Source organism: Bombella favorum, from assembly GCF_014048475.1.
Taxonomy (GTDB): domain Bacteria; phylum Pseudomonadota; class Alphaproteobacteria; order Acetobacterales; family Acetobacteraceae; genus Bombella; species Bombella favorum.
This window is the reverse complement of record NZ_NWUS01000001.1, coordinates 571,499-595,438: the sequence shown is the minus strand read 5'-3', so window position 1 is coordinate 595,438 and position 23,940 is coordinate 571,499. Positions and strand designations below refer to the sequence as shown.

The window sequence follows — 23,940 nt, the reverse complement described above, 5'->3', positions numbered from 1 at the left end:
ACCTCCGCAGGGAAGGGCGGTAGTAGAAGATGGTTACGCTTCTGTCCTTCCCTAAAGGTGAGAGCCTGCCTGCTTAATATGGCAAATATGGGTCTCTTGAGTTTTTATAGGGAGAAATTTTCTCCCAGATAGACCCTGCGGACGTCTTCATTGGCTACGATGGCCTCCGGTGTACCCTCCATGAGAACACGCCCGCTATGCAGGATGTAGGCCCGGTCGATGACTTCTAGTGTCTCACGCACGTTATGGTCTGTAATCAGTACGCCGATGCCACGATCCTTTAGGTGGGATACAAGGGCACGGATTTCACTAACGGCGATGGGGTCGATCCCTGCCAGAGGTTCATCCAGAAGGATATAGTTTGGCTGGCTTGCCAGCGCACGGGCGATCTCAAGGCGGCGACGCTCACCACCAGAAAGAGCCAGAGCCGGGGAGTGCCGCAGACGGGTAATGCCGAATTCTGCCAGAAGACCATCCAGCATGGCTTGTCGTTTATCCCGGTTTTTTTCGACTGCTTCCAGCGCAACAAGAATGTTCTGTTCGACATTCAGCCCTCGGAAGATGCTAGCTTCCTGCGGTAGGTAGCCAACCCCTAGCCGTGCCCGCCGATACATGGGCAGGGGGGTGATGTCTGCACCATCCAATGTGATGCTGCCCATGTCTGTCTGCACCAATCCAACAATCATGTAAAAGCTGGTTGTTTTCCCGGCACCATTCGGGCCGAGTAGACCAACAGCCTCGCCACGCTGCACATGGAGCGATACGTCATGAACGACAGTACGTTTTTTGTAGCTTTTCCCGATGCCTTTGGCTGCCAGCCCCGGCCTACCCTGATTTTCCTGCATGGTCATTTACCTGCCTCATTGGGAACGATCAGCCCCTGTACGGGGTCGCTGGAGCCGGACAGCATATGGGAGATGCCGGTCCTTAGATTCACAATGGCCTGAGACCCATTATTCTGATTCTGCCCCTGCGTGACACGAACATGACCGATCAGCCGTGCGAGTTCCGGCCCGGCCAGATAGACGCCACGATCTCCGGTTGCTGTTTGGCGATCCGTGCGGATCATAACATGGCCCCAGCCATAGGCCCGGTCCAGATTTCCACTTTTCGACTTTTTACCATCAGTTGTCTGGCTAGCCTTGTTGGCGGCTTTTTGGGCATCGGAAAGTTCCACGGCCTGCATGACATCAGCCGTAATGCGCTTTCCATCGCTGGTTGTGACAGTCGCATCACCCCACCCGATAGAGACATGAGTCTGCGGGTGATACTCCACGAGGTCCCGGGCTGTCATAAGTTGGCGGGGTGTGGTGAATTTCATGGCCTTGCCTGTCATCATCAAGACGCTTTTATCGACATCATATAGCCCGTGATCACCCCAGCCCTGATCTTCTAGATTATAGATATGGACATGGCCGAAAGCCTCGACACGATACAGCTCCATATCATCACTGCCGCCGGTTTTTTGGCTATCACCAGTGGCGGTATGGGGGGTGCCGGTCTGTTTTTTCGGGCGGAGATATCCGACGAGTGTATCGGCATCGACTGTCATATTGCCCCGCTGGGCACGAGCCCCGCCGGTAAGTGTGACAGTCTGACGATTATGGTCGTAGATTTCTTCTTTCTTCCAGAAAAGGTGCACGACCTGCCCATGTGCCTGATCCTGGGGGCCAGTCTCGGCAGCTATGGCAGTGACGGACGGTGCCAGAGTCTCAGCCAAAAGGAGACCAGCGGCCGCAAGAAAAGCATGAGGGCGGGAAAAAACAGGGAGACGCATCATGCTTCCTTTATGGGCTGTTCGGCGTTGCGGGAGAAGAGGGGGAAGAGGATAAATCCTCAAAATGATCTGTTCGCCCTGAGCCGAGGAATTGGAGAGTGTTCGTCCGTTGATCCATAAAGGCACCTTCGGCATCCTGTGTACCAAAGGGGCCTTCAGCATGAACCCAATCATGCGTGGCGATAACTTCCTGCGGCAGGTCAATATCGGCAGAGGGGCTGTTCAGTAGAACACCGTCACTGCGGTAGATCACGACATGGCCGTTCAGTGTCAGTGTCTGTTCATGTTGGAGATACATGCCATTATCTGCCCGTGCATGAACCCATTGCTGGTTATGAAGCATGATGTCGGCTTCAGGCTCGGTCATATCAATGCGGTCAGGCTCGCTCTGTCGGGCGATGCGGGCCGTGAGGGTATAGGGGTGGCCGTGCGAATCGAGGTCGTGATAAGCGGCATGTTCCATCATGCCACTATCCGTATGGGCATGACGCATGCTGGCTAGAATAGCGCTGTTCTGATGGATCAGATGATTGATTTCCGGCCATATGCCCACCGAAATGAGCAGGAAAACCGCAAGACCGGGAAGCCCCCATTTGGCCCGCTTTAGGAGCAAGCTCCGTTTGGCCATAGCTTCGGCTGAAGGAGGGGTGCGCCTTCTGGCCATAGCTTCTTGCCGTAGGGCGTCCAGTTGGCGGGTTTTTTCTAAGCGGTCTGGGTCAAAATCATCCCGGTTTGGGGGTAATGTACTCATGCGCAGCCCCCCCGCAAAAGATCGTGAAGATGGATAATCCCAATAGGGCGGTGTTCATCATCCACGATAAAGAGGCTGGTCACCGGGACAGGGCGATCATTCATGAGGTGCCGGATATCCTGCGCCCGCATGGTGGCTGTTCCTGTCAGAGGGGTGCGATTCATGATCTCTCGGGCCGTGGTTGTGTCGAGGTCCCGGCCTAGGGCAGGGCGGAGGTCCCCATCTGTTATGAGACCGGCAAGCTGGCCATCATCGTTCAGAATCCCAACACAGCCGAAACTCTTACGAGTAATTTCAAGTATGACGGTCCGGAGGGACATATCTCCACGCCCCAGCGGCATCGCCTTGCCTGTATGCATGAAGTCGCCGACAGGGCGGAGCTGTGCGCCTAGCGTCCCTGCTGGATGTAAGAGGCCAAAGTCATGGGCGTTGAAGCTGCGTTGCTCCAGCAGGGCGATGGCCAAAGCATCACCTAACGCCAGCTGAAGCAAACATGATGTTGTCGGGGCAAGTCCCATCGGGCAGGCCTCGGGTGCGGCCGGTATGATAAGGGGAATCTGGACGGACTGTGCCAATGTAGAGGTCGCTTTTGTTGTAAAGGCGATCTGCGTGAGATTGAGGCGAGCCGCATGGAGGAGAATGGCGGCGAGCTCGCTGGTCTCGCCAGAATTGGAGAGATAGAGGATAACATCCCCTGGCTCCACCATGCCGAGATCACCGTGAGCAGCTTCGGCAGGATGAAGGAAGAGCGAGGGCGTCCCCGTGGATGCGAGTGTAGCGTTGATTTTACGCCCAATATGGCCAGATTTACCCATCCCCGTAAGGATAAGGCGGCCTTTCATTGTCAGGATGGCATCCAGTGCGGCTTCAAACCCCTCCTGCATGGGGCCATGCAGGGCACCCTCAAGCTGTTCTAGCCCCTGACGTTCTGTCTGGAGAGCGCGGCAGGCTGTCAGGAGGGGGGATGCGTTCATGGAGCAGCTTTATCAGGCACGATGGGCGAAAATATCCGATACATCATAGCCCAGAAGGTCCAGCTTTGCACGGGCAGGAAGGAAATCATAGCAGCTCTGGGCGAGATCACGCCGCCCTTCCCGGATGAGCATAGCTTCCAGCTTACCCCAAAGGGCATGGAGGTGCAGCACATCAGAAGCTGCGTATTGGAGCTGCTCTTCCGTCAAATTCGGGCTGCCCCAGTCAGAGCTTTGCTGCTGTTTGGACATATCAATGCCCAGCAGCTCCCGGCTGAGATAGGCGAGGCCGTGCTTATCGGTGAATGTATAAACGAGGCGTGCCGCAATCTTCGTACAGATAACGGAGTTGAGCGTAATGCCGAGATAATGCTGGAGAACAGCCACATCAAACCGGGCAAAATGCATCAGCTTGGTGACAGAACTATCCTGCAGAAGTGCCTTGAGGTTGGGGCAATGCCCATAACCACGGCCACCCAGATGCTCCGGTACGAATTGTACAAGATGAGCCTGACCATCTCCGGCAGAAATCTGCACGAGGCAGAGCCGGTCCCGATGCGGGTTGAGACCCATGGTCTCGGTATCAATGGCGATGGAAGAACCCAGCTCAATATCGTCCGGGAGGTCGCCCTCATAAAGATGAATGGCGTTGCGCGGAGTGCTCATATAGTCACCGGATTTTTCTGAGTGCATATTTTTCTACCCTGCATATCAGGGGAGAAAGCCTTGGTGCCCAGAAGAAGACTCGAACTTCCACGTCCTTGCGGACACAGGCACCTGAAGCCTGCGCGTCTACCAATTCCGCCATCTGGGCATAAAGCTGTAAGAGGAAGCTGTTTCCATGAGGAGGCTGCCTCGGCTCTGTTGAAAACGCTTTTACGAGGCAGAGGGGGCATCGTCAATAAGGAAAATGCATCTTCCTGAAAAAAAGAGGTAAGGGTTGTGACGTTATGAAGAATAGTCCGTTTCGGCCCTAAATTAGAAAATGAAAACGATAATCATATGCATTTTCAGGATATTGTGGAAGATATTTGGTAAGCAATGCTGTCTGTTTTTTTGTGGTAGGGCTGTTTAATCCTATAAAAACTGTAAGGAATATCCTGCCATATAGTTGCAGATGTCTGTCCGGGTGGCAGGTGCAGCAGCATGGTGCAGGTAAAACAGGGATTGATGTCACGATGGCTGAAGAGATGCTGCGGTTCGTAAACCGCTCCCAGAAACTTCCGGATAAACGCTCGGCTGCTGAAAGACGGAAGGATTTCGGAGAGATTTACGCCGGCTTCAGCCCGCAGCGGGCTCAGGAACAGGCATCCCGTTGTTCACAATGTGGGATCCCTTACTGCACGGTTCATTGTCCGCTGGGGAATGTCATTCCCGAATGGTTGCGCCTGACAACAGAAGGGCGACTGAAGGAAGCCTATGAGCTATCTTCCAGCACCAATAGTTTTCCTGAAATCTGTGGTCGTATCTGCCCGCAGGACCGCCTTTGTGAAGGTAACTGCGTCATTCGCCCGGGTTTCAAAAGTGTGACTATTGGGGCGGTAGAACGTTATATTACCGAGACTGCTTTTGCTGAAGGCTGGGTTCTGCCTCGCCTGCCAATCGAGGAAACAGGGCAGAGTGTTGGTATTGTTGGGTCCGGTCCTGCCGGGCTGGCTTGTGCCGAGCGGCTACGGGCTGCAGGGCATGAGGTGCATGTTTATGAGCGGCAGGAAAAACCCGGCGGCTTGTTGATGTACGGGATTCCGGGTTTCAAGCTGGATAAGAGCGTCGTGGAACGCCGCTGGAGGCTGCTGGAAGAGCAGGGGATCATCTTCCATCTGGGGCAGTCGGTCGGGCATGGCGAGGGGGCTCTGCCGTTGGAAGAGCTGCGCCAGCGGCATGATGCCGTTTTTCTGGCCACGGGCGTGTATCGTGCCCGGCAGGTGAAGGGGCCCGGGGCCGGGCTGGCCAATGTGGTGGAGGCTCTGCCTTACCTTAAGGCCTCCCAGACAGAGGATGCAGCCGCCGGCCTGACAGCAAAAGGCAAGCGTGTTGTGGTGCTGGGTGGTGGTGATACCGCCATGGACTGTGTCCGCACGGCCATCCGGCAGGGTGCCAAGGATGTGGTCTGCGCCTATCGTCGGGACCGGAACAACATGCCCGGTTCTCGTCAGGAAGTTCGCAATGCTGAGGAAGAAGGTGCCCGGTTTGAGTGGATGCTGACACCGGAGGCCTTTCTGGGGGATGATGCCGTGAAGGCCGTTCGCCTGCGAGAGATGCGTCTCGGTGCAGCTGACGGAGAAGGCCGCCGTGCTGTGGAACCAACTGAAAACACCCGTGACCTAAAGGCTGATCTAGTCATCTGTGCGCTGGGTTTTGAGCCGGAAAATCTACCGGAACTCTGGCGGCAGCCGGACCTCGCCGTGACACGGTGGGGCACGCTGGATGTCTCCGGGAAGGGGCATGAAACCAGCCTGCCGGGTGTGTTTGCCGGTGGGGACATCGTCCGGGGGGCAAGCCTTGTCGTCTGGGCTATCCGTGATGGGCGCGATGCTGCGGACACCATCATGAATTATTTGTCAGCCGGGGCTGCCCGTGCTGCAACATCTGTCGAGGAGTGCGTCTGATGTCCACCCTGAATGAAACCACCCATGTGACATCCGCTCCAGAAACGGCACAGGATTTTGTGAAAGCCTATCAGGCCAATGTTGAGCGGCTGGAGGGACTGTATGACCCGGCGCAGGAGCATGACGCCTGCGGTGTGGGGCTTGTGGCAGCGATGGACGGTAAACCCAGCCGTGCTGTGGTGCAGGCGGGTATCGAGGCCCTAGGCAATATTTGGCACCGTGGTGCTGTTGATGCTGATGGCAAAACGGGGGATGGAGCGGGTATTCATGTGGAAATCCCGCAGAATTTCTTCGAGGATGCCATCCATAATGCGGGCGATTTGAGGATCGAAGGACGCATTTCTGTCGGGATGGTCTTCCTGCCTCGTACAGACCTCGGGGCGCAGGAACGCTGCCGTCAGATCATCGAGACAGAAATTCTACGTTTCGGCTACGGCATTTATGGCTGGCGTCAGGTGCCGATTGATACGGCCTGCATTGGTGAGAAAGCCAATGAGACCCGCCCCGAGATTGAACAGATCATGATCCGCAATACGCTGGGGCGTGATGAGGAAACGTTGGAGCGTGATCTTTACGTCATCCGGCGGCGTATCGAGCAGGAGGCGACACGGGCGCAGGTGGACTTGTACATCTGTTCCCTGTCCTGCCGCTCTCTCATCTATAAGGGCATGTTTCTGGCAGAAAATCTGACAGACTTTTACCCGGACCTGTTGGATGAACGGTTCGTTTCCCGCTTTGCCATCTATCACCAGCGTTATTCCACCAATACCTTTCCAAAATGGAAGCTCGCCCAGCCTTTCCGTAAGATTGCTCATAACGGTGAGATCAACACGCTGTCCGGTAATGTCAACTGGATGCGGGCGCATGAGACACGGCTGAGCAGCCCTGCTTTGGATGCGCATATGGAGTCCCTCAAGCCTGTCGTGCAGGTGGCGGGGTCCGATACGGCGGCACTGGATAATGTTTTTGAACTTCTAACCTTTGCCGGGCGGAATGCTCCCTTTGCCAAGGCTCTGCTAATTCCGGCCTCAGCAGGGGCGAACTCTTCCTTGTCCGATCGGGCAAAAGCCTTTTACCGCTACTGTAATGCGGTTATCGAGCCGTGGGATGGTCCGGCAGCTCTCTGCGGGACGGATGGCCGCTGGGTTATTGCCGGTTTGGACCGTGCCGGACTGCGCCCCTTGCGTTACAGCCTTACCAAGGATGGGCTGCTAATCGTTGGGTCCGAGACGGGCATGGTGCGTGTGCCGGATGAGGCCATCGCTTTGCGTGGGCGGCTCGGGCCGGGGCAAACCCTTGCGCTGGACCTTGATGAAGGCCGTTTCTACACGCCGGATGACGTGCTGGATATGCTGATCAACCGGCAGGATTATGAAGGCTGGATCAAGGATGGCATCGAGGATGTCGGTCCACTTATGGATCAGGTGCACGAGCCAGAAGGGATTGACGCTGAATCTCTGCGCCGTCGTCAGCTAGCCGTTAATCTGACGTATGAGGACATGGAAGCTACGCTCCAGCCGATGGTGCAGAATGGTAGCGAAGCTCTGGCGTCCATGGGGGATGATACGCCGCTTCAGGTGTTGTCTCGTCATTATCGGGGGCTGTCTCATTATTTCCGGCAGGGGTTCAGTCAGGTGACGAACCCGCCGATTGACAGCCTGCGTGAGACACGGGCCATGAGCCTTGTGACGAGGCTCGGCAATCTGGGCAATATTCTTGCCGAGGAAGCCAGCCAGTGCCAGTTGCTCCAGCTTGCTAGCCCCATTCTGACCAGCGGTGAATTTGGCCGCCTTCAGAAGATGTGTGGCGGGCAGGGAGAAACCATTGATTGTACCTTCCCGCTGGCTGATGGCGAGGAAGGTATGCGGGTGGCCCTGACGCAGATATGCCAGAAGGCTGAGGATGCCGTACGAGGTGGCTGTGCTCATTTGTTCCTAACGGACGAACACAGCACGGCGGATCGTGTGGCTGTCCCTATGGTGCTGGCTGTGGCGGCTGTGCATGTTCACCTCATCAATCATAGCCTACGGACCTTCACTTCCGTGAATGTCCGGGCCTCGGACGTGCTGGATGTGCACAGTCTGGCCGTCATGGTGGGTGTGGGGGCCTCTACGGTCAACCCGTGGTTGGCGCAGCAGAGCATTGCTGATCGTCTTCGCCGGGGGCTGTTCGGCAAGATGACCTTGCGGCAGGCCATGCAGCAATATCGTAAGGCTGTGGACAAGGGGCTGCTTAAGATCATGTCCAAGGCCGGTATTTCGGTCGTGTCGGCCTATCGTGGGGGGTATAATTTCGAGGCGATCGGCCTCTCCCGTGCGCTCGTGGCTGAGTTCTTCCCCGGTATGGCCTCCCGTATTTCTGGGATCGGTCTGCCCGGTATCGCTCGGAATGTCATCAAGGCGCATAAGCAGGCATGGCAGCCGGTGAATGTATCGCCGCTGCCCATTGGGGGGCGGTATAAAATCCGCCCGGGTGGAGAGGCTCATTCCTTCTCCGCTAGTACAGTGCATATGTTGCAGACGGCGGTGCAGGCCAACAGTTACAAGCTGTTCCGCCGTTATGCTGATGCTTTGGAAGCGCAAGAGCCGGTTGCCCTGCGTGACCTGCTAGACTTCCGCTCCAGCGCACGGTCTATTGATGTGGATGATGTGGAAGGCATTACCCAGATCCGCCGCAGGCTGGTCGCTCCGGGCATTTCCCTCGGGGCACTAAGCCCGGAAGCGCATGAGACGCTGGCCATCGCTATGAACCGTATCGGGGCAAAGTCCGATTCCGGTGAAGGGGGTGAGGACCCGGCCCGTGCCACGCCACGGCCCAACGGGGATAATGCGTCTTCAGCCATTAAGCAGGTGGCCTCTGGCCGCTTCGGTGTGACGGCGGAATATCTCAATAATTGCCGTGAGCTGGAGATTAAGGTCGCACAGGGAGCCAAGCCGGGCGAGGGTGGCCAGCTTCCGGGCTTTAAGGTTACGGAGCTTATTGCCCGTCTCCGTCATGCCACGCCGGGCGTTACGCTGATCTCGCCACCGCCGCATCACGATATATACTCTATCGAAGACCTCGCCCAGTTGATCTACGACCTCAAGCAGATCAACCCGGAAGCAACCGTGACGGTGAAGCTCGTGGCCCGTACAGGCATCGGGACTATCGCTGCCGGTGTGGCCAAGGCGAAGGCGGATGCCATCCTGATCTCCGGTCACTCCGGCGGGACGGGGGCCAGTGCTCAGTCCTCCATCTATTATGCCGGTCTGCCGTGGGAAATGGGGCTGAGCGAGACTCATCAGGTGCTGATGCTCAACCGTCTTCGCCACCGGCTGAAGCTGCGTGTTGATGGTGGCATTAAGACCGGGCGTGATGTGGTGATCGCTGCCATGTTGGGGGCTGAGGAGTTCGGTATCGGTACGGCGGCTCTTGTGGCGATGGGCTGCATCATGGTGCGGCAGTGCCATACCAATACCTGCCCTGTCGGTGTCTGCGTGCAGGATGAGGAGCTGCGGAAGAAGTTCGAAGGCACGCCGGAGAAGGTGATCAATCTTTTCACGCTGATCGCCGAGGATGTCCGCAACATTCTGGCCCGTTTGGGGTACCGCTCCCTTGAGGAGATCATCGGCCGGACGGACCTGCTGCATCAGGTCTATCGTGGCTCTGATTATCTGGATGATCTGGACCTCAATGCCCTGCTGGTGCAGGCCGATACGGGTGGTTTTGCCCGCCACTGCACGCTGGAAGGTCGCAATGAGGTACCGGATACGCTGGATGCGCAGATCATCGCTGATGCCCAGCCATTGTTCGAGCGGCGGGAGAAGCTGCATCTGCATTACATCGTCCGCAACACGCACCGTGCGGTGGGGACGAGACTGTCTTCCCTCATCACCCGCCGCTTTGGCATGGCCAGCCTGCCGGAAGGGCATCTGACACTCTCTCTGCGTGGGTCTGCTGGTCAGTCCCTTGGGGCTTTTGCTGTGCAGGGGCTGCGTATTGAGGTGGAAGGCGATGCCAACGACTATGTTGGCAAGGGCCTCTCCGGTGCCACTCTGGTGTTGCGGCCCAGTAGTGCCACACCGTGCGTCACGGAGAAGAATTCCATCATCGGCAACACGGTGCTTTATGGGGCGACGGCAGGGGCACTCTTTGCCGCCGGGCAGGCCGGGGAACGGTTCGCCGTGCGGAACTCCGGTGCTGTGGCCGTGGTCGAGGGCTGCGGCTCCAATGGCTGCGAATATATGACTGGCGGTACGGTTGTCGTTCTGGGCAAGGCTGGGGACAATTTCGGAGCTGGCTTTACGGGCGGTACGGCCTATGTGCTGGATCGTGACGGTGATTTCCCCAAACGGGTGAATCGCGATACAGTCATGTGCCAGCCTGTAACGGCCCAACGCTGGCAGGACGAGCTGCGCAGCCTTGTGGAACGGCATGTGCGTGAAACAGGCAGTACCTATGCGGCGGATCTTCTGCACCATTGGGAGGACGTTCTGCCGAAATTCTGGCACGTCGTGCCTAAGGATTATGCTCGCATTATTGGCTATGAGGAGGCTGATCTGAGAAGCCTTTCTGCCTGATAACGGACTGTTATCGGCAGGTGGGTCGGGCTGGGTGATAAGGCTGTGAAGGAAAAGGGAGTTTTCACAGCCTTCCGGCTTGGCTAGTCTGAAAGGATGATGACATCTTTTCTCACGACACGTTCCTTGGCCCGTCTGCCAGAAGGCGGGCAGGTTTCTGCTCCCGAAGGGGAGGCTGCTGCACCGGTAGCCGCCCCTCGTTGGGACCTTTCTGACCTCTACGCCTCGCCTGAAGACCCGACCATTGAGTCGGACTTCATCCGGCTGGAAACTGAGGCCAAAACTTTTGAAAGCCGCTGGAAGGGCACGCTAGGCAAGGCTTCCCCGGCTGATCTGGTTCATGCTCTCCGGGGCTATGAGGTGATTGAGGAAGGGCTGGGAAAGATCGGCTCTTACTCTCAGCTGCTTTTTGCTGCCCATACGACTGACCCCGCCTGTGGCCGTTTTGCCCAGAGTGTGCGGGAGCGTCTGACGGCCATTTCCGCCTATCTGTTGTTTTTCCCACTGGAGTTGAATCGGCTGGATGATGCCGCCCTTGAGAAAGGCTTCAGCGAAAATGAAGAGCTAGCCTCTTGGAAGTCCTATCTGAGAGACTTGCGGGTGTTCCGCCCCTATCAGCTCTCCGATGAGATCGAGCGTGTATTGATGGACATGGCGGTCTCTGGTCGGAATGCGTGGGTCCGCCTGTTTGATGAGACCATGGCTGGGCTGATGGTGCTCTTTGAAGGGAAAGAGCAGCCGTTGGGCGATGTCTTCAATTACATGACAGACAGTAACCGGGCGAAGCGGGAAGAAGCAGCCAAGGCGATCAGTGCCACTCTGGCGGCCAATAATAAGTTGCTGGTGGGCATCACCAACACGCTGGCCAAGGATAAAGCAACGACCGACACCATGCGGGGTTATCCTCGCCCTGTTAGCAGCCGTAACCGGGCGAACATGGTGGAAGATGAGGTTGTGGATGCGTTGGTCGGTGCCGTACAGTCATCTTTCCCTCGCCTGTCCCATCGCTATTACAGCATGAAGGCCCGTTGGTTGGGGTTGGAAAAGCTAGAGCATTGGGATCGTAACGCTCCGTTGCCCGATGTGCAGGATAAGCGGCTGAGCTGGGATGAGGGCACGACTATTGTCCAGCGTGCCTATCAGGGTTTTGATGAGGAGATGGGCCGCCACGCTAGCACCTTCCTCAATAATCCGTGGATTGATGCGGCGGCCGTGCCGGGTAAGTCCTCTGGGGCGTTTGCCCATCCGGTCGTGCCTTCCGCACATCCCTACCTGCTGATGAACTATCATGGCCGCCCTCGTGATGTCATGACGCTGGCCCATGAGATGGGGCATGGTATTCATCAGATGCTGGCTGGGAAGAAGCAGGGCTATCTCCGCTCTGATACGCCGCTCACGCTGGCTGAGACCGCTTCTGTCTTTGGTGAGATGCTGACCTTCCAGTCCCTGCTGGATGCGGAAAGCGACCCGAAACGCCGTCATCATCTGCTGGCCTCCAAGGTGGAGGACATGCTGAATACGGTCGTGCGGCAGATCGCCTTCTATCAGTTTGAAGTGCAGGTGCATGATGAGCGCCGCAAGGGTGAAATCTCAGCCGAGCGTCTTGGTGAAATCTGGCGGGACGTGCAGACGCGTAGTCTTGGTCCGGCTTTCAATTTCACACCGGATTATGACCTGTATTGGTCATATATTCCGCATTTCATCCATTCGCCCTTCTATGTGTATGCCTATGCCTTTGGTGACTGTCTGGTGAATGCGCTGTATGGCGTGTATCAGGACAGCCCGGCAGGTTTTGCCGGTAAATACAAGGAGATGCTTGCTGCTGGCGGTACATTGCGCCATCAGGAGCTGCTCGCACCGTTCGGGCTGAATGCTGGTGACCCCTTATTCTGGAATCGTGGTCTGGATGTTATTTCCGGGCTGATTGATCAGCTTGAGGCTGAACCGGCAGCATGAAGATGAACGCTAGCCTGCGCTTTGCAGGCTGGCATACTGTCTGACCAGGGCAACAGGTAAGGGTTGAGATTATGGCGCGTGAACGTGACATCGACAGGACGGGCTTTGTCGATAACATGCAGCGTATGTTCCGGGCCTCTAGCATGGTCGGGGGCGTGGCGGCACGTATGGCGGGCCATAAACTGGGGCTGCGTAGCAATGCGAACAGCCACGCTGAGGAGTTGCGCCACGTTCTGGGTAATTTAAAAGGCCCGATGATGAAGGCTGCTCAGCTTCTCTCAACTATTCCTGGTGCCCTGCCGGATGAATATGCCGAGGAACTGGCCCATCTTCAGGCCAATGCGCCGCCTATGGGCTGGAACTTCGTCCAGCGGCGCATGAGGGCCGAGCTGGGGCCGGGATGGGAAGCCCGCTTCCGCTCGTTCAGTCACGAGGCTGTAGCGGCGGCGTCATTGGGGCAGGTGCATCGCGCTGCTCTGGCTGACGGGCGGGAAGTGGCCTGCAAGCTGCAATATCCCGGTATGACTGGGGCGATGGAGCAGGATCTCAAGCAGTTAAAACGGGGGCTGGGTGTGTTCAGCCTCGTTGGTAATGCCATCCGGCAGGATGAGGTCTATGCCGAACTTGCCGAACGGATGCGGGAAGAGCTGGATTACACACGGGAAGCCAGCCACCTGCGGCTCTACAGGCTCATGTTGGCGGATGTGCCGGAGGTCACCGTGCCCGCTCCTGTACCGGGGCTGGTCACGGGGCGACTACTGACGATGGACTGGGTGGACGGACGGTCCATGAAGTCCGTGCTGGAAGAGCAGCTACCGCAGGAGGAGCGTAACGCCATTGCGATTGCACTCTTCAAAGCGTGGTATAAGCCCGTTTATCATTATGGTGTTGTACATGGTGACCCGCATATGGGTAATTTCACCGTGCGGCAGGATGGCGGTTTGAACCTGCTTGATTTTGGCTCGGTGCGTATTTTCTCGCCCCGTTTTGTTGGGGGTGTCCTCTCCCTGTTCGCTGCTCTGCGAGATGGTGATGAAGAGCGCGCTTATGAGGCGTATCATGAGTGGGGTTTTAAGGATATTTCACGGGAGCGGGCGGCTGTTCTCAATGAGTGGGCACGCTTCTTTTACCGTCCACTCATGACGGACGAAGTCTGCAATGTGGAGGAGAGCAACAATCCGCAGGAAGCCCGCAAGGTGCTGGAAAATGTGTATGAGGGGCTGAAGCGCACCGGTGGCATCACGCTACCCCGGGAGTTCGTCATGCTAGACCGCTCGGCCATCGGGTTGGGAAGTGCCTTCCTGCGGCTAGGGGCACGGGTGAACTGGCACCAGCTCTTCATGGAATTGACGCAGGATTTTAATGTGGAGGTACTGGCTGCCCGGCAGAAGGAAGCTCTGCGAAAAGCGCAGGTACAGCCTGCTCGATGAAGGCTCGATAAAAGAAAGGCCGGACGGGGTATCCTGTCCGGCCTTATTCATTATTAGAGAGCAAGGAATTTAGCGGAAGAATTTGCTCAGCAGCCCGCTGCCGATCTCCTGAATAACATCCTGCTGAAGCGTTTTGCCAAAGTTGGCAAAGCCGCCACTCTGTTCAGAGGAACCTTCATCACCGGATTTTTCCCCGAGATGGCTAACAAGCCCGGCTAGCTGGCCAACGAGGTCCCCCGCATGGCCCTGACCATTCTGGAAGATGGAAGCTATTCTCTGAAGGCTCTCCGCCCATTCACCAGCCTGTGTATCCCCATTCTGGGAAGCGTCCTGCATCTGGCCGATCAGCCGGTCAATCAGCTGGAAGGCTTCCTGCGCTGTGTTGCGGAACTGCGTGTAGCTCTGCTCAATCTTTTCGATATCCATAAGGGGCTAACCTTTTCGAGGCGTGGGGCCTTTATAGGCCGTCAAGAGGTAGGCTAATGGTAAACGACCTCTCAAAAACTGTCAGTCTTTTTATGTAGAACAGGCCTTCAAAAGGAGTGGTATCACTTTTCCCGGCACTGGCATCTTGTGGTAGCAGGAAAATGGTCCCATTTAGGGCCCATGGCAGTCTCTTCGTCGTCTCGCAAAAAGAAAAAACCTGTCGCACCTCGCCAGACGGATTTTTTCCCTGAAAAACAGCCCGCCAAACCGAAGATTAACCGGTTTGTCGTGAAGTCCGATTATGAACCTTCCGGGGATCAGCCGCAGGCGATTGCCGCCCTGCTGGATGGGTTGAAGGCTGGGGAGCGGGACCAGGTGCTGATGGGCGTGACGGGGTCGGGTAAGACCTTCACTATGGCCAAGGTGATTGAGGCAGCACAGCGTCCCACGCTCATCATGGCTCCCAACAAGACACTAGCGGCCCAGCTTTATAGTGAGATGAAACAGTTCTTCCCTGATAATGCGGTGGAATATTTCGTTTCCTACTATGATTATTATCAACCGGAAGCCTACGTGCCCCGCTCGGATACCTTCATTGAGAAGGATAGCCAGCGCAATGAGCGTATCGACCGGATGCGTCATGCCGCCACGCAGGCCCTGCTGGAGCGCAACGATGTCGTCATCGTGGCCTCTGTGTCCTGCATTTACGGTATTGGCTCGCCGGAATCCTACGCCCGTATGAAAATCCGCCTTGTGCCGGGGGAGATCATCGACCGGGATGATCTGATCCGCCATCTGGTGGAGCTACAATATCAGCGGAATGATCTAGCCTTCGAGCGTGGGTCATTCCGTGTGCGGGGGGAGCAGGTGGATATTTTCCCCATCCAAAACGAAGATAGGGCATGGCGTGTCATGCTCTTCGGGGATGAGGTGGAAAGCATCACCGAGTTCGACCCGCTGACAGGCGAGAAGACGGCTGATCTGGAAGAAGTCAGCCTCTATGCCAGCTCCCACTATGTGACGCCACGGCCTACGCTTAATCAGGCGATGGTCAGCATCAAGGAAGAGTTGCAGGAGCGAATTCGTTATTTCAAGGATAAGGGTAAGCCGCTGGAAGAAGAGCGTATTCTCCAGAGGACTAACTTTGATTTGGAAATGCTGGAGACGACAGGCGTCTGCAAAGGGATTGAAAATTACTCCCGCTATCTTTCCGGTCGTCGCCCCGGTGATCCGCCACCGACCTTGTTTGAATATCTGCCGGAAGATGCCCTGCTGATCGTAGATGAAAGCCATGTCGGCGTACCGCAGATTGGTGGGATGGAGCGGGGAGACCGTGCCCGTAAGGAAACGCTGGCGGATTTCGGGTTCCGTCTTCCCTCCTGTCTGGATAACCGGCCGCTGTCTTTTGCGGAGTGGGATGCCTTCCGGCCGCAGAGCATCTTCGTGTCCGCCACGCCGGGGGCGTGGGAGATGGAACAGACGGAGGGCGTTTTCGCCGAGCAGATCATCCGTCCGACCGGCTTGATAGACCCCATCACCATCATCCGGCCTGTAGAAGGGCAGGTGGATGACCTGCTGCATGAGGCCAAGGCGACCATTGCCGAGAATGGCCGTGTGCTCGTCACGACCCTGACCAAGCGCATGGCCGAGGACCTAACAGAATATCTCTCCGAGCATGGCGTGAAGGTGCGGTATCTCCATTCCGACATTGATACGCTAGAGCGTATGGAGATTATTCGGGACCTGCGTCTGGGTGCTTTTGATGTTCTCGTGGGCATCAACTTGCTGCGTGAGGGGCTGGATATTCCCGAATGTGCCCTTGTGGCGATTCTTGATGCGGATAAGGAAGGCTTCCTGCGCTCCCGGACCTCTCTGGTGCAGACGATTGGCCGTGCAGCCCGTAACGTGAATGGCCGTGTCTTGCTCTATGCGGATAAGGAGACGGATAGCCTGCGCTACGCCATCGAGGAAACGGCCCGCCGCCGGGAAAAGCAGATGGCTTGGAACGAGGCGCACGGCATTACGCCGCAGACGGTCCGCAGCCGCATTAGCGATACGCTCTTTCAGGAAGAGTTGGCAGGCAAGGAGGATTCGCCCGAATCCGACCCGCAACTCACCATTGACGATCTGCGTAAGAAAATGCGTGAAGCAGCGGCTGAGTTGGACTTTGAACAGGCCGCAGCCTTGCGGGATGAGATTCACCGGCGGGAGGCCAGCGATATTGGCCTTATCGCTCCGGCCCCGGCGGCTCCGCCGACCAAGACACGCAAGACGACCAGACGAAAAAAGAAGGACTGACCATGTTGGAACTCACAAGAGACGGGCAGCGCCTGACCATTCTGCCAGAGACGGGGGCGGCCCTTGGCCAGTGGCAGGTGCACGGCCATGATATGCTCCGTCCGGTCGCTAATCCTGCTTTGCGGAACCAGAAGGGTGTTGCCGTGGGGGCTTATCCGCTCCTGCCTTACGTTAATCGTATTGCCGAAGGGCATTTCTCTTTTGGGGGAGAGGAATACAGGCTTACCCCCAATATGGAAGGCTGCCCGCATCCCATTCATGGCAATGGTTGGGAGCACGAATGGCAGATAGCGCATAAGACGGACAGTCATGCCATCCTGACATTCGATCACACGCCCGCTGATGATGCGGCTAAAGGGGAGTGGCCCTATGCCTATCGGGCTGTCATGTCTTACGAGTTGCGGGCCGATGGGCTGTATGTTTCCATCGTGATGAGAAATAGCGACAAGGTCGATCAGCCGGTCGGTCTGGGGTTTCATCCTTTCTTTCATTCGGAGGCCGGTTCCCGCTTGAAGTTCGCAGCGGACTCGGTCTGGCTGACGGACGATAACAGCCTGCCGATTGAAAAGAAGGCTTGTGAAGGCGAGTGGGATTTCTCCAAAGGGCAGGCCCTTGAGGGGCGAGCACTGGATAACGGTTTTACAGGTTTTGCGGGACATGCCCAGTTGGAGCAGCCCGGTGGCGTGCCCGCTCTGACAGTGGAAGCAGACTCCATTTTCTCGCATCTGGTTGTCTTCTCCCAGCCGAAGGATGGTTATGTGGCCATCGAGCCAGTCACGAGTATGACGGATGCCATCAACAGGCCAGAAGTTGCTGGTCGTGGCGTGCATGTGTTGGCACCGGGGCAGAGTTTTGGCGGGATGATTCGTTTCCGTGCCGAGGCCTCACGCCGCCCGGCAGAAGGCTGAGCCTGATGGCCGTAGAAAAGATCGCCCTGCATCGTTATCTCTCGCCACAGGGTGCGGCCCGGATGCGGGCAGAGCTGAAAGAACTGACCCAGAAGGAACGCCCGCAGGTCGTGGAGATCGTTTCATGGGCGGCGAGTAATGGCGATCGTTCGGAGAATGCAGATTATCAGTACGGCAAACGCCGCCTGCGGGAGATAGACCGGCGCATCCGTTTTCTGACAAAACGGCTGGATCAGGCTGTGATTGTAGACCCGGCAGGCCAGACTAATCGGAAACGTGTCTTCTTCGGTGCTACCGTCTGCTATGCAGATGAAGAAGATCGGCATTACACTGTGACGATCCTTGGCGTGGATGAGGCCCGGTTGGAGCATGGGGAGGTTAGTCTTCAAGCCCCGGTAGCCCGTGCCCTCATGAAGGCCGCTGTGCATGATGAGGTCACCATGCAGACACCATCTGGCCCCGTGCTTGTGGAAGTGCTGTCCATCGCCTATCCAGAACCGGCCTGATATGGTGGTGTATTAAAAAAACCCCTGCGGTCCTGAACTGCTTTTGTGGAGTTATTTTCATGGTTCAATCATCTCCCTCCCGGCGTCGTGTTGCAGTGCAGATGGACCCGTTGGAAGACATTAATATTGATGGTGATTCCACGTTCGCTTTGATGCTGGAAGCGCAGCGTCGTGGGCACGAGCTATATGTCTATCATCCCACCACCCTCTCCCTGCTGGAAGGGAAGGGCACGGCAGGCCGCCTTCAGGCACGGGGGCGCAAGGTGAGCGTGCAGCGGAAGAAGGGTGATCATGCCGCTTTTGGCCCGGAAGAGGTGCTGGACCTTGGATCATTCAATGTTGTGCTGATGCGGCAGGACCCGCCTTTTGATATGGGTTACATCACGGCTACTCATCTGCTGGAACATATTCACGGTACGGGTGAGGGGCAGGCCCTCGTGGTGAATGATCCGGTTTCAGTACGCAATGCCCCGGAGAAGCTGCTCGTTACGCATTTCCCTCAGCTGATGCCGCCTACTTTAGTCACATGGGACAGGGAGGCGATTGTTGCTTTCCGGCGGAAGCATAAGGATATCATCCTGAAACCGCTTTATGGCAATGGTGGAGCGGGCATCTTCCGGGTGAAGGAGGATGATGAGAATTTCTCCTCCTTGCTGGAGATGCATTTCTCCCAATCTCGTGAGCCGCTGATGGTCCAGCGTTATGAGCCTGCCGTGCGGCTGGGGGATAAGCGCATTATTCTTGTGGATGGCGAGCCGATTGGGGCGATTAACCGTATTCCGGCGCAGGGTGATGCCCGCTCCAACATGCATGTCGGCGGTCGTGCCGAGCGCGTGGAGCTGACGCAACGGGATAAGGAAATCTGTAAAGCCATCGGCCCTTATCTTAAGGAACATGGCCTTATCTTTACGGGTATTGATGTGATCGGGGATTGGCTGACGGAAATTAATGTCACATCCCCGACGGGCCTTCAGGAGCTGGATCGCTTCGATGGTATTAATAGTGCCGGGATGATCTGGGACAGTATCGAAGGCCGTCTTGCCTGATACGGTTCGATAGTTATGGGGAGTGGGGAGCCCGGCATTGCCGGGCTTTTCGTTTTTTAGGGGGCGTAGTGCCTTCAGTCGTGGCGTTTATCGTCTGGTTTTATGGTCTCATCGTGAGGCTGTTGCGTTGTCTCGGTGGGTTTATTGTCTGTTCCCTCCGATGAGGGATAAAGATTGTCTCTGAATGGAATTGGCACGCCATCGGAGAAGTAGCCATTCTCTACTTTTGTATCTTTGGGGAGCCTGTCCCGGGTAAAACGGTTTACAAGCCAGGGGAACAGTTTTTCATGATAATAGACGACATAAAGGGCTATCCAGAAGAACAGACAGAGAAGGGCTAGTATGAGGTTAAGATGCTTCATTATGTAATCCAGCTATGAGGTCTGGTCCTGCATATGGCAGGTAAACCAAATTTTTTCGCATAATATCGTTTGTATGCCTTGTCAGCAAAGGGCGTTGGGGGGCAAGAAAGGGGCGGACTGATTGGTATCAGTAGCGATAAGGCTCCCCGCTTTGTTGGGGGCAGACTGTTGAGGCTGCATTTTCATGGTGTCTTCCCTTAAACCTCGTTCTTCTCTCGATGCGGATAGCGTGCGTGACGCTTATCGTCGCTGGGCCCGTATGTATGACAAAGTTTTTGGCGGTGTATCTGCCTTTGGGCGTCGGCGGGCTGTGGAGGCCGTTAATGCCCTCCCAGGGACACGTGTGCTAGAAGTCGGGGTCGGGACAGGGTTGGCATTACCCTCCTATAAGCCAGAAAAACACATTACGGGAATCGACCTTTCGGAAGACATGCTCGCCCTCGCACGGGAGCGAGTGAAGCGGGAAGGTTTGCGTAATGTAGATGAACTTATGGTGATGGACGCCGAGAATACCAGCTTTGCCGACAACAGTTTTGATATTGCTGTCGGTATGTTCGTGGCCTCTGTCGTGCCTCACCCGGACTTGCTTCTGGCGGAGTTGAAACGGGTCGTCAAACCCGGCGGGCACATCCTTTTTGTCAATCATTTCCTTGCCCGTGGTGGTATCCGCCTGAAGGTGGAGAAGATCATGGCTCGTGCCTCCCGTGCATTGGGCTGGCACCCTGACTTTGCTATTGAATCTCTCCTTCCGCCGGAAGATATGGCTCGTGCGACCATTACCCCCGTACCACCCGCCGGACTTTTCACCCTCGTGACATTGCCTCCTGAGGAGACTAAGTAAGGTAGACCACCGCCCTTTTGATGAAGGGCGGTATTCCATGAATGTAACAGGCTGGCAGAATAGAGTGACTTCAGGGCCGTTATTCCAGAGAGCATCTTCATTCCATCGTGGCGGGAGTGGCGGGGCCTTTTTCCTGCTGGCGCTCTTCGCCGGTATGCTAGGCGGCGTTATGGGGCTGCCTTTCTTACATGTGCATCCTTCGGCGGGTGTTGTTGTCTCCCATGCCGTGTTGATGACATTTTATGTTGTCGCTCCGGTTTTTCTTGGTGGTATGGCTCAGTGGTTTTTGCCGGACCTGCTGAAGGGTGAGGGGATGGCCCTGCCTTCTGCTACTCGCATCGGTTTCGGTGTGCTGGCAGTAGGGGCATTTTTGCTGCCTGTTATGCCGTATGGAGGGTTAGCCCTTTGGAGTATCGGCGTGCTGGCTCTGGCCTTCAATGTAGTGGCCACCGTGCTGGAAATGCGCTCCATTTCTTTCCGTAGCTTCCCGCCGCTGGTTTGGGCCTTTCTGGCTAATGCCCTTTCCATGCTCGTTATTGCTCCTGTTCTGCTGGCTTTCCTGCTGCGGGGCGGGTTAGCCAATGCCGGGCCTGATGCTCTACTAAGTGTCCTGCGTGGACCTGTGGAAATGACCCTGCTAAGCGTGCCTTCACTCGGCATCATCATAGCCGCTCTCTTGCCGGAGCAGACGGAGCAGGGCTGGGTGCCCCGGTGTGCTCCTTATGCTTTTGGTGTCATGGGGCTGGTGCCTGTTTTGTTCTGGGCAGATCACTTGTTCGGTGACCTTCCATCTTCTGCTTATAAGGCTAGCCTAACGGTAGGGCTGGTTCTGCCCTGTCTGGCTCTGTTAGTAGCGTTTGCCCGAGACCTCTGGCGTGCGGCGTTGCCTTCCGGTCCTGCTGCAGGCTGGGCCTCTGGTGGGTTGGTTCTGCTGCTTGCTGGTTGGGCCGCCATGTTGACGGAACCGCTTTGGGCAGGGGGGAGTGTACAGCCCGCTGCTTTTATGTTGGGTGCAGCAGGGCATCAGTTAGTCATGTTCGGTAGTCTGTTGGCCTTGAGTGCGGCATTCTATGGTTGGTGCGGGGCAAGACTGGCCTCTCATGGGCGGTTTTTTGCAGCCTTTGGTATGGCTCATACGCTGGTCACGTTTGTCGGGGCACTGTGCTCGGTCCTGCCGCAGTTGGTTATGCCCGCCACCCTGCTGATGGGGGGTAGTTTGCTCATGTTCGCTTTGCCTGCCGGGATGGTGTGGTATGGTATGCTCGTTGAGCGGACCCAAGAGGTAACGGGACTTCTTCGTAAACAGTAAGGCGTTTTTCCATGCAGGCATCATCTAGCCTTTTGGCATCTCCACTGACCCGTTTTCTGGGAGTGCTGCGTGTGGAGGGGCATGATGGTGATGCTGCTTTGCAGGATTGGGTAGCTTTGCTCAAGCCACGGGTGATCTCGCTTGTGGTCTTCACTGGGCTGGCTGGTATGGCCGTAGCACCGAAATGGCCGTCCGTACCGGTTGGATTAGTCATTATCGCCTGCATCTGTATCGGCGCTGGTGCCGCCGGTGCCATCAATATGTGGTATGATCGCGATATTGATGCGATCATGAAGCGTACTCGTGTCCGCCCTGTGCCCGGTGGGCGGGTGGAGCCAGCCAGTGCGTTGGTTTATGCCGTTGTGTTGTCCGTGGCCTCGGTTGTGTTGCTCTGGCTGGCGACTAATCTGTTAGCAGCGGGTATTCTGGCCTTTTCTATCTTCTTTTATGGTGTGATCTACACCATGTGGCTCAAGCGCAGTACGCCGCAGAATATTGTGATTGGCGGGGCCGCCGGAGCTTTTCCTCCCATGATCGGCTGGGCCGCTACGATGGGGTCGCTGGATGTGTTGCCGGTTGTGATGTTCGCCATTGTTTTTCTATGGACACCTCCGCACTTCTGGTCGCTCTCGCTTTATGCGTGTAAGGATTATGAGAGTGCAGGCATCCCTATGCTGCCGGTCGTGAAGGGGGCTCGGCATACACGTTGGCAGATCGTTATCTACACCTTTATCCTCGGGGCGGTGTCTCTTGTGCCGAGTGTGGTAGGGCAATGCGGCTGGTTTTACACGGTTTGTGCTAGCCTGCTGGACCTCGGCTTTATTTATTATGGTTTGCGGGTTCTGTTCGACAAGCAAGATGATAAGGGGAATAGCCTGACGAAAGATAAACCAGCTCGTTATGCGTTTCGCTATTCACTTGCTTATTTGTTCTTTCTTTTCTGTGGCCTTCTGATTGATCGGGTTCTTTTGGCATGAGCGATCATAACACTCCTTCCCGCCGTCAGGGGCGTCTCTTTGGTATTGTTCTGGGGCTTTCCTTCTTCACGCTGGCTCTGTTCGTGGTGGCATTGTATCGGCTGTGACATTGGTCTGATGGCTATGAAAAAACCCCGCTTCCTTACATCTATACGGACGTAGGAAAGCGGGGTTTTTTGTTATCGGGAGAGGGCGGTTATGACCTCTCCCGATAGGGGGGATTACCCAGCCTGCTGGATGGCGGAGAGGATCCAGTTACCCCGGCCATCAGCACGGAGGAACGTCCAGAGTTCCGTTACCGTCTGGCGTTCGGTCTTGCTGCCATCCAGAACATTGCCCATGCTGTCGGTTGTGACATCAATGGCGGAGTATTGCAGGGCAACCGTGGCGTAAGTGATGGTGCCTTCCCGCCATGCTTCGGAAAGGTCGCCACGCAGGAACTGGACATCAGAGACGATGTTGCGGGCACCACGGCTTGTCAGCTCGGAAAGCTGGTTGTTGAAGTAGCTGACCATTTCCGGTGTAGCCATGCGCTGTAGGGACATCATGTCCTGTGCGCTCCATGCGGCCTGAATGTTGATCAGTAGCTGCTGGAAGGCACTGTAATCGTCAGGTGTCAGGGTCACCTCCTGTGAAGGAGCCTGCTGCGGCTGGTTAGAGAAAGGAGAAGCCTCACCAGCAGCACCAAACATGCCGGAGCTACCAGTGCTGCCGGATGAAGTGTTGTTGGCAGACCGCTTCCGCCAGAACTTGATGATCAGATTGATGATGAAAGCAACAACCAGTACCTGAATGATGAAGCCGAAGAAGGAGCCGCCCCCTCCACCAGCTCCACTAAAGCCGCTGAAGAAGCCATGTCCGCTCAGCATTCCGAACAGGCCGGCACCAAGGAAGCCCCCAGCCAGCCCCGTCAGGAAGGGATGACGCATGGCAAAGGGAGGGCGTGCGCTGCTGCCGAAAGCGGGAGCCGAACGGCCCAAGCTGCTTTCTGGTGCGGGAGAGGAATAGGACGGCGAGCGGGGTGTCATGCTGCGGTCCATTGGGCGGGTCCAGTTGGGTGTAACACTGGTGCGGGGTGGTGGCGTATAGGTGCGGGAACCACGGCTACCCATGGAGGACCCCATGCCTGCTCTGGCATCGGCCGCCGGGGCGAGGGCAAAGAGCGGCAGACAGAATGCTGCCGTTGCAAGAGGAAGAAGACGAATACGCATAAT

At 56.5% G+C, this 23,940-nt stretch carries 19 protein-coding genes and 1 tRNA gene; 11 read left to right on the top strand and 9 right to left on the bottom strand.

Annotated features, from left to right (window positions below; translation table 11 throughout):
• Positions 1–104: 104 nt before the first annotated feature.
• The 6 genes from lptB to CPA57_RS02710 all read right to left on the bottom strand — a co-directional run bounded on the left by lptB (position 105) and on the right by CPA57_RS02710 (position 4,313).
• Positions 105–851, bottom strand: coding sequence for an LPS export ABC transporter ATP-binding protein (gene lptB / locus CPA57_RS02735; RefSeq protein ID WP_182081268.1), 747 nt, complete (start codon positions 849–851; stop codon positions 105–107).
• Positions 848–1,780, bottom strand: a complete 933-nt coding sequence (locus CPA57_RS02730; protein ID WP_229709195.1) for an LptA/OstA family protein — start codon at positions 1,778–1,780, stop codon at positions 848–850. The genes lptB and CPA57_RS02730 overlap by 4 nt, the downstream gene beginning before the upstream one ends.
• Before the next feature lie 7 nt (positions 1,781–1,787).
• A complete protein-coding gene (gene lptC, locus CPA57_RS02725) occupies positions 1,788–2,528 on the bottom strand; it encodes an LPS export ABC transporter periplasmic protein LptC (RefSeq protein WP_182081266.1) in 741 nt (246 codons plus the stop codon).
• Entirely contained in the window at positions 2,525–3,502 is a 978-nt protein-coding gene (locus tag CPA57_RS02720; protein WP_182081264.1) for a KpsF/GutQ family sugar-phosphate isomerase, read from the bottom strand. The genes lptC and CPA57_RS02720 overlap by 4 nt, the downstream gene beginning before the upstream one ends.
• Before the next feature lie 12 nt (positions 3,503–3,514).
• Positions 3,515–4,165 carry a ribonuclease D gene (locus CPA57_RS02715; RefSeq protein WP_182081262.1) on the bottom strand — a complete coding sequence of 217 codons (651 nt, stop codon included), beginning with the start codon at positions 4,163–4,165 and terminating at the stop codon, positions 3,515–3,517.
• A 61-nt stretch (positions 4,166–4,226) separates the two neighbouring features.
• A tRNA-Leu gene (locus CPA57_RS02710) sits at positions 4,227–4,313 on the bottom strand.
• Between the two features lie 364 nt (positions 4,314–4,677).
• On the opposite strand from CPA57_RS02710, the gene CPA57_RS02705 reads away from it, so the two are divergent.
• From CPA57_RS02705 to CPA57_RS02690, 4 genes are all read left to right on the top strand, one after another.
• The gene (locus CPA57_RS02705) at positions 4,678–6,108 is read left to right on the top strand and encodes an NAD(P)-dependent oxidoreductase (protein ID WP_182081783.1); all 1,431 of its coding nucleotides are present in this window, start codon (positions 4,678–4,680) and stop codon (positions 6,106–6,108) included.
• On the top strand, positions 6,108–10,667 hold the full coding sequence (gene gltB / locus CPA57_RS02700; RefSeq protein WP_182081260.1) for a glutamate synthase large subunit: 4,560 nt from the start codon (positions 6,108–6,110) through the stop codon (positions 10,665–10,667). Before CPA57_RS02705 ends, gltB begins: the two co-directional genes overlap by 1 nt.
• A 96-nt stretch (positions 10,668–10,763) precedes the next feature.
• On the top strand, positions 10,764–12,623 hold the full coding sequence (locus CPA57_RS02695; RefSeq protein WP_229709194.1) for a M3 family oligoendopeptidase: 1,860 nt from the start codon (positions 10,764–10,766) through the stop codon (positions 12,621–12,623).
• A gap of 71 nt (positions 12,624–12,694) precedes the next feature.
• Positions 12,695–14,053, top strand: a complete 1,359-nt coding sequence (locus CPA57_RS02690; RefSeq protein WP_182081258.1) for an ABC1 kinase family protein — start codon at positions 12,695–12,697, stop codon at positions 14,051–14,053.
• A gap of 69 nt (positions 14,054–14,122) precedes the next feature.
• Here CPA57_RS02690 and CPA57_RS02685 read toward each other — a convergent pair whose 3' ends face one another.
• Positions 14,123–14,479: a hypothetical protein gene (locus tag CPA57_RS02685; protein ID WP_182081255.1), complete on the bottom strand. Its 357-nt coding sequence runs from the start codon at positions 14,477–14,479 to the stop codon at positions 14,123–14,125.
• A 180-nt stretch (positions 14,480–14,659) separates the two neighbouring features.
• Between CPA57_RS02685 and uvrB the strand changes: the two genes are divergently transcribed.
• From uvrB to gshB, 4 genes are read left to right on the top strand one after another with little or no spacing between them, the layout of a single operon-like run.
• Positions 14,660–16,777 (top strand): excinuclease ABC subunit UvrB, encoded by a 2,118-nt coding sequence (gene uvrB / locus CPA57_RS02680; RefSeq protein ID WP_182081253.1) that lies wholly within the window; start codon positions 14,660–14,662, stop codon positions 16,775–16,777.
• 2 nt (positions 16,778–16,779) lie between these two features.
• On the top strand, positions 16,780–17,685 hold the full coding sequence (locus tag CPA57_RS02675) for an aldose 1-epimerase (protein ID WP_182081251.1): 906 nt from the start codon (positions 16,780–16,782) through the stop codon (positions 17,683–17,685).
• Positions 17,686–17,690: 5 nt separating this feature from the next.
• On the top strand, positions 17,691–18,191 hold the full coding sequence (gene greB / locus CPA57_RS02670; RefSeq protein ID WP_182081249.1) for a transcription elongation factor GreB: 501 nt from the start codon (positions 17,691–17,693) through the stop codon (positions 18,189–18,191).
• Between the two features lie 59 nt (positions 18,192–18,250).
• Complete coding sequence (gshB, locus tag CPA57_RS02665; protein WP_182081247.1) at positions 18,251–19,237, top strand: glutathione synthase; 987 nt, start codon at positions 18,251–18,253, stop codon at positions 19,235–19,237.
• A gap of 74 nt (positions 19,238–19,311) precedes the next feature.
• Here gshB and CPA57_RS02660 read toward each other — a convergent pair whose 3' ends face one another.
• Positions 19,312–19,599, bottom strand: coding sequence for a hypothetical protein (locus tag CPA57_RS02660; RefSeq protein WP_182081245.1), 288 nt, complete (start codon positions 19,597–19,599; stop codon positions 19,312–19,314).
• A 184-nt stretch (positions 19,600–19,783) separates the two neighbouring features.
• Between CPA57_RS02660 and CPA57_RS02655 the strand changes: the two genes are divergently transcribed.
• From CPA57_RS02655 to CPA57_RS02645, 3 genes are all read left to right on the top strand, one after another.
• Complete coding sequence (locus CPA57_RS02655) at positions 19,784–20,440, top strand: class I SAM-dependent methyltransferase (RefSeq protein ID WP_182081243.1); 657 nt, start codon at positions 19,784–19,786, stop codon at positions 20,438–20,440.
• A 64-nt stretch (positions 20,441–20,504) separates the two neighbouring features.
• Entirely contained in the window at positions 20,505–21,749 is a 1,245-nt protein-coding gene (locus tag CPA57_RS02650) for a heme-copper oxidase family protein (protein WP_182081241.1), read from the top strand.
• 11 nt (positions 21,750–21,760) lie between these two features.
• Entirely contained in the window at positions 21,761–22,726 is a 966-nt protein-coding gene (locus tag CPA57_RS02645; RefSeq protein ID WP_182081239.1) for a heme o synthase, read from the top strand.
• Positions 22,727–22,947: 221 nt separating this feature from the next.
• Here CPA57_RS02645 and CPA57_RS02640 read toward each other — a convergent pair whose 3' ends face one another.
• The gene (locus tag CPA57_RS02640; RefSeq protein WP_407647560.1) at positions 22,948–23,940 is read right to left on the bottom strand and encodes a Tim44 domain-containing protein; all 993 of its coding nucleotides are present in this window, start codon (positions 23,938–23,940) and stop codon (positions 22,948–22,950) included.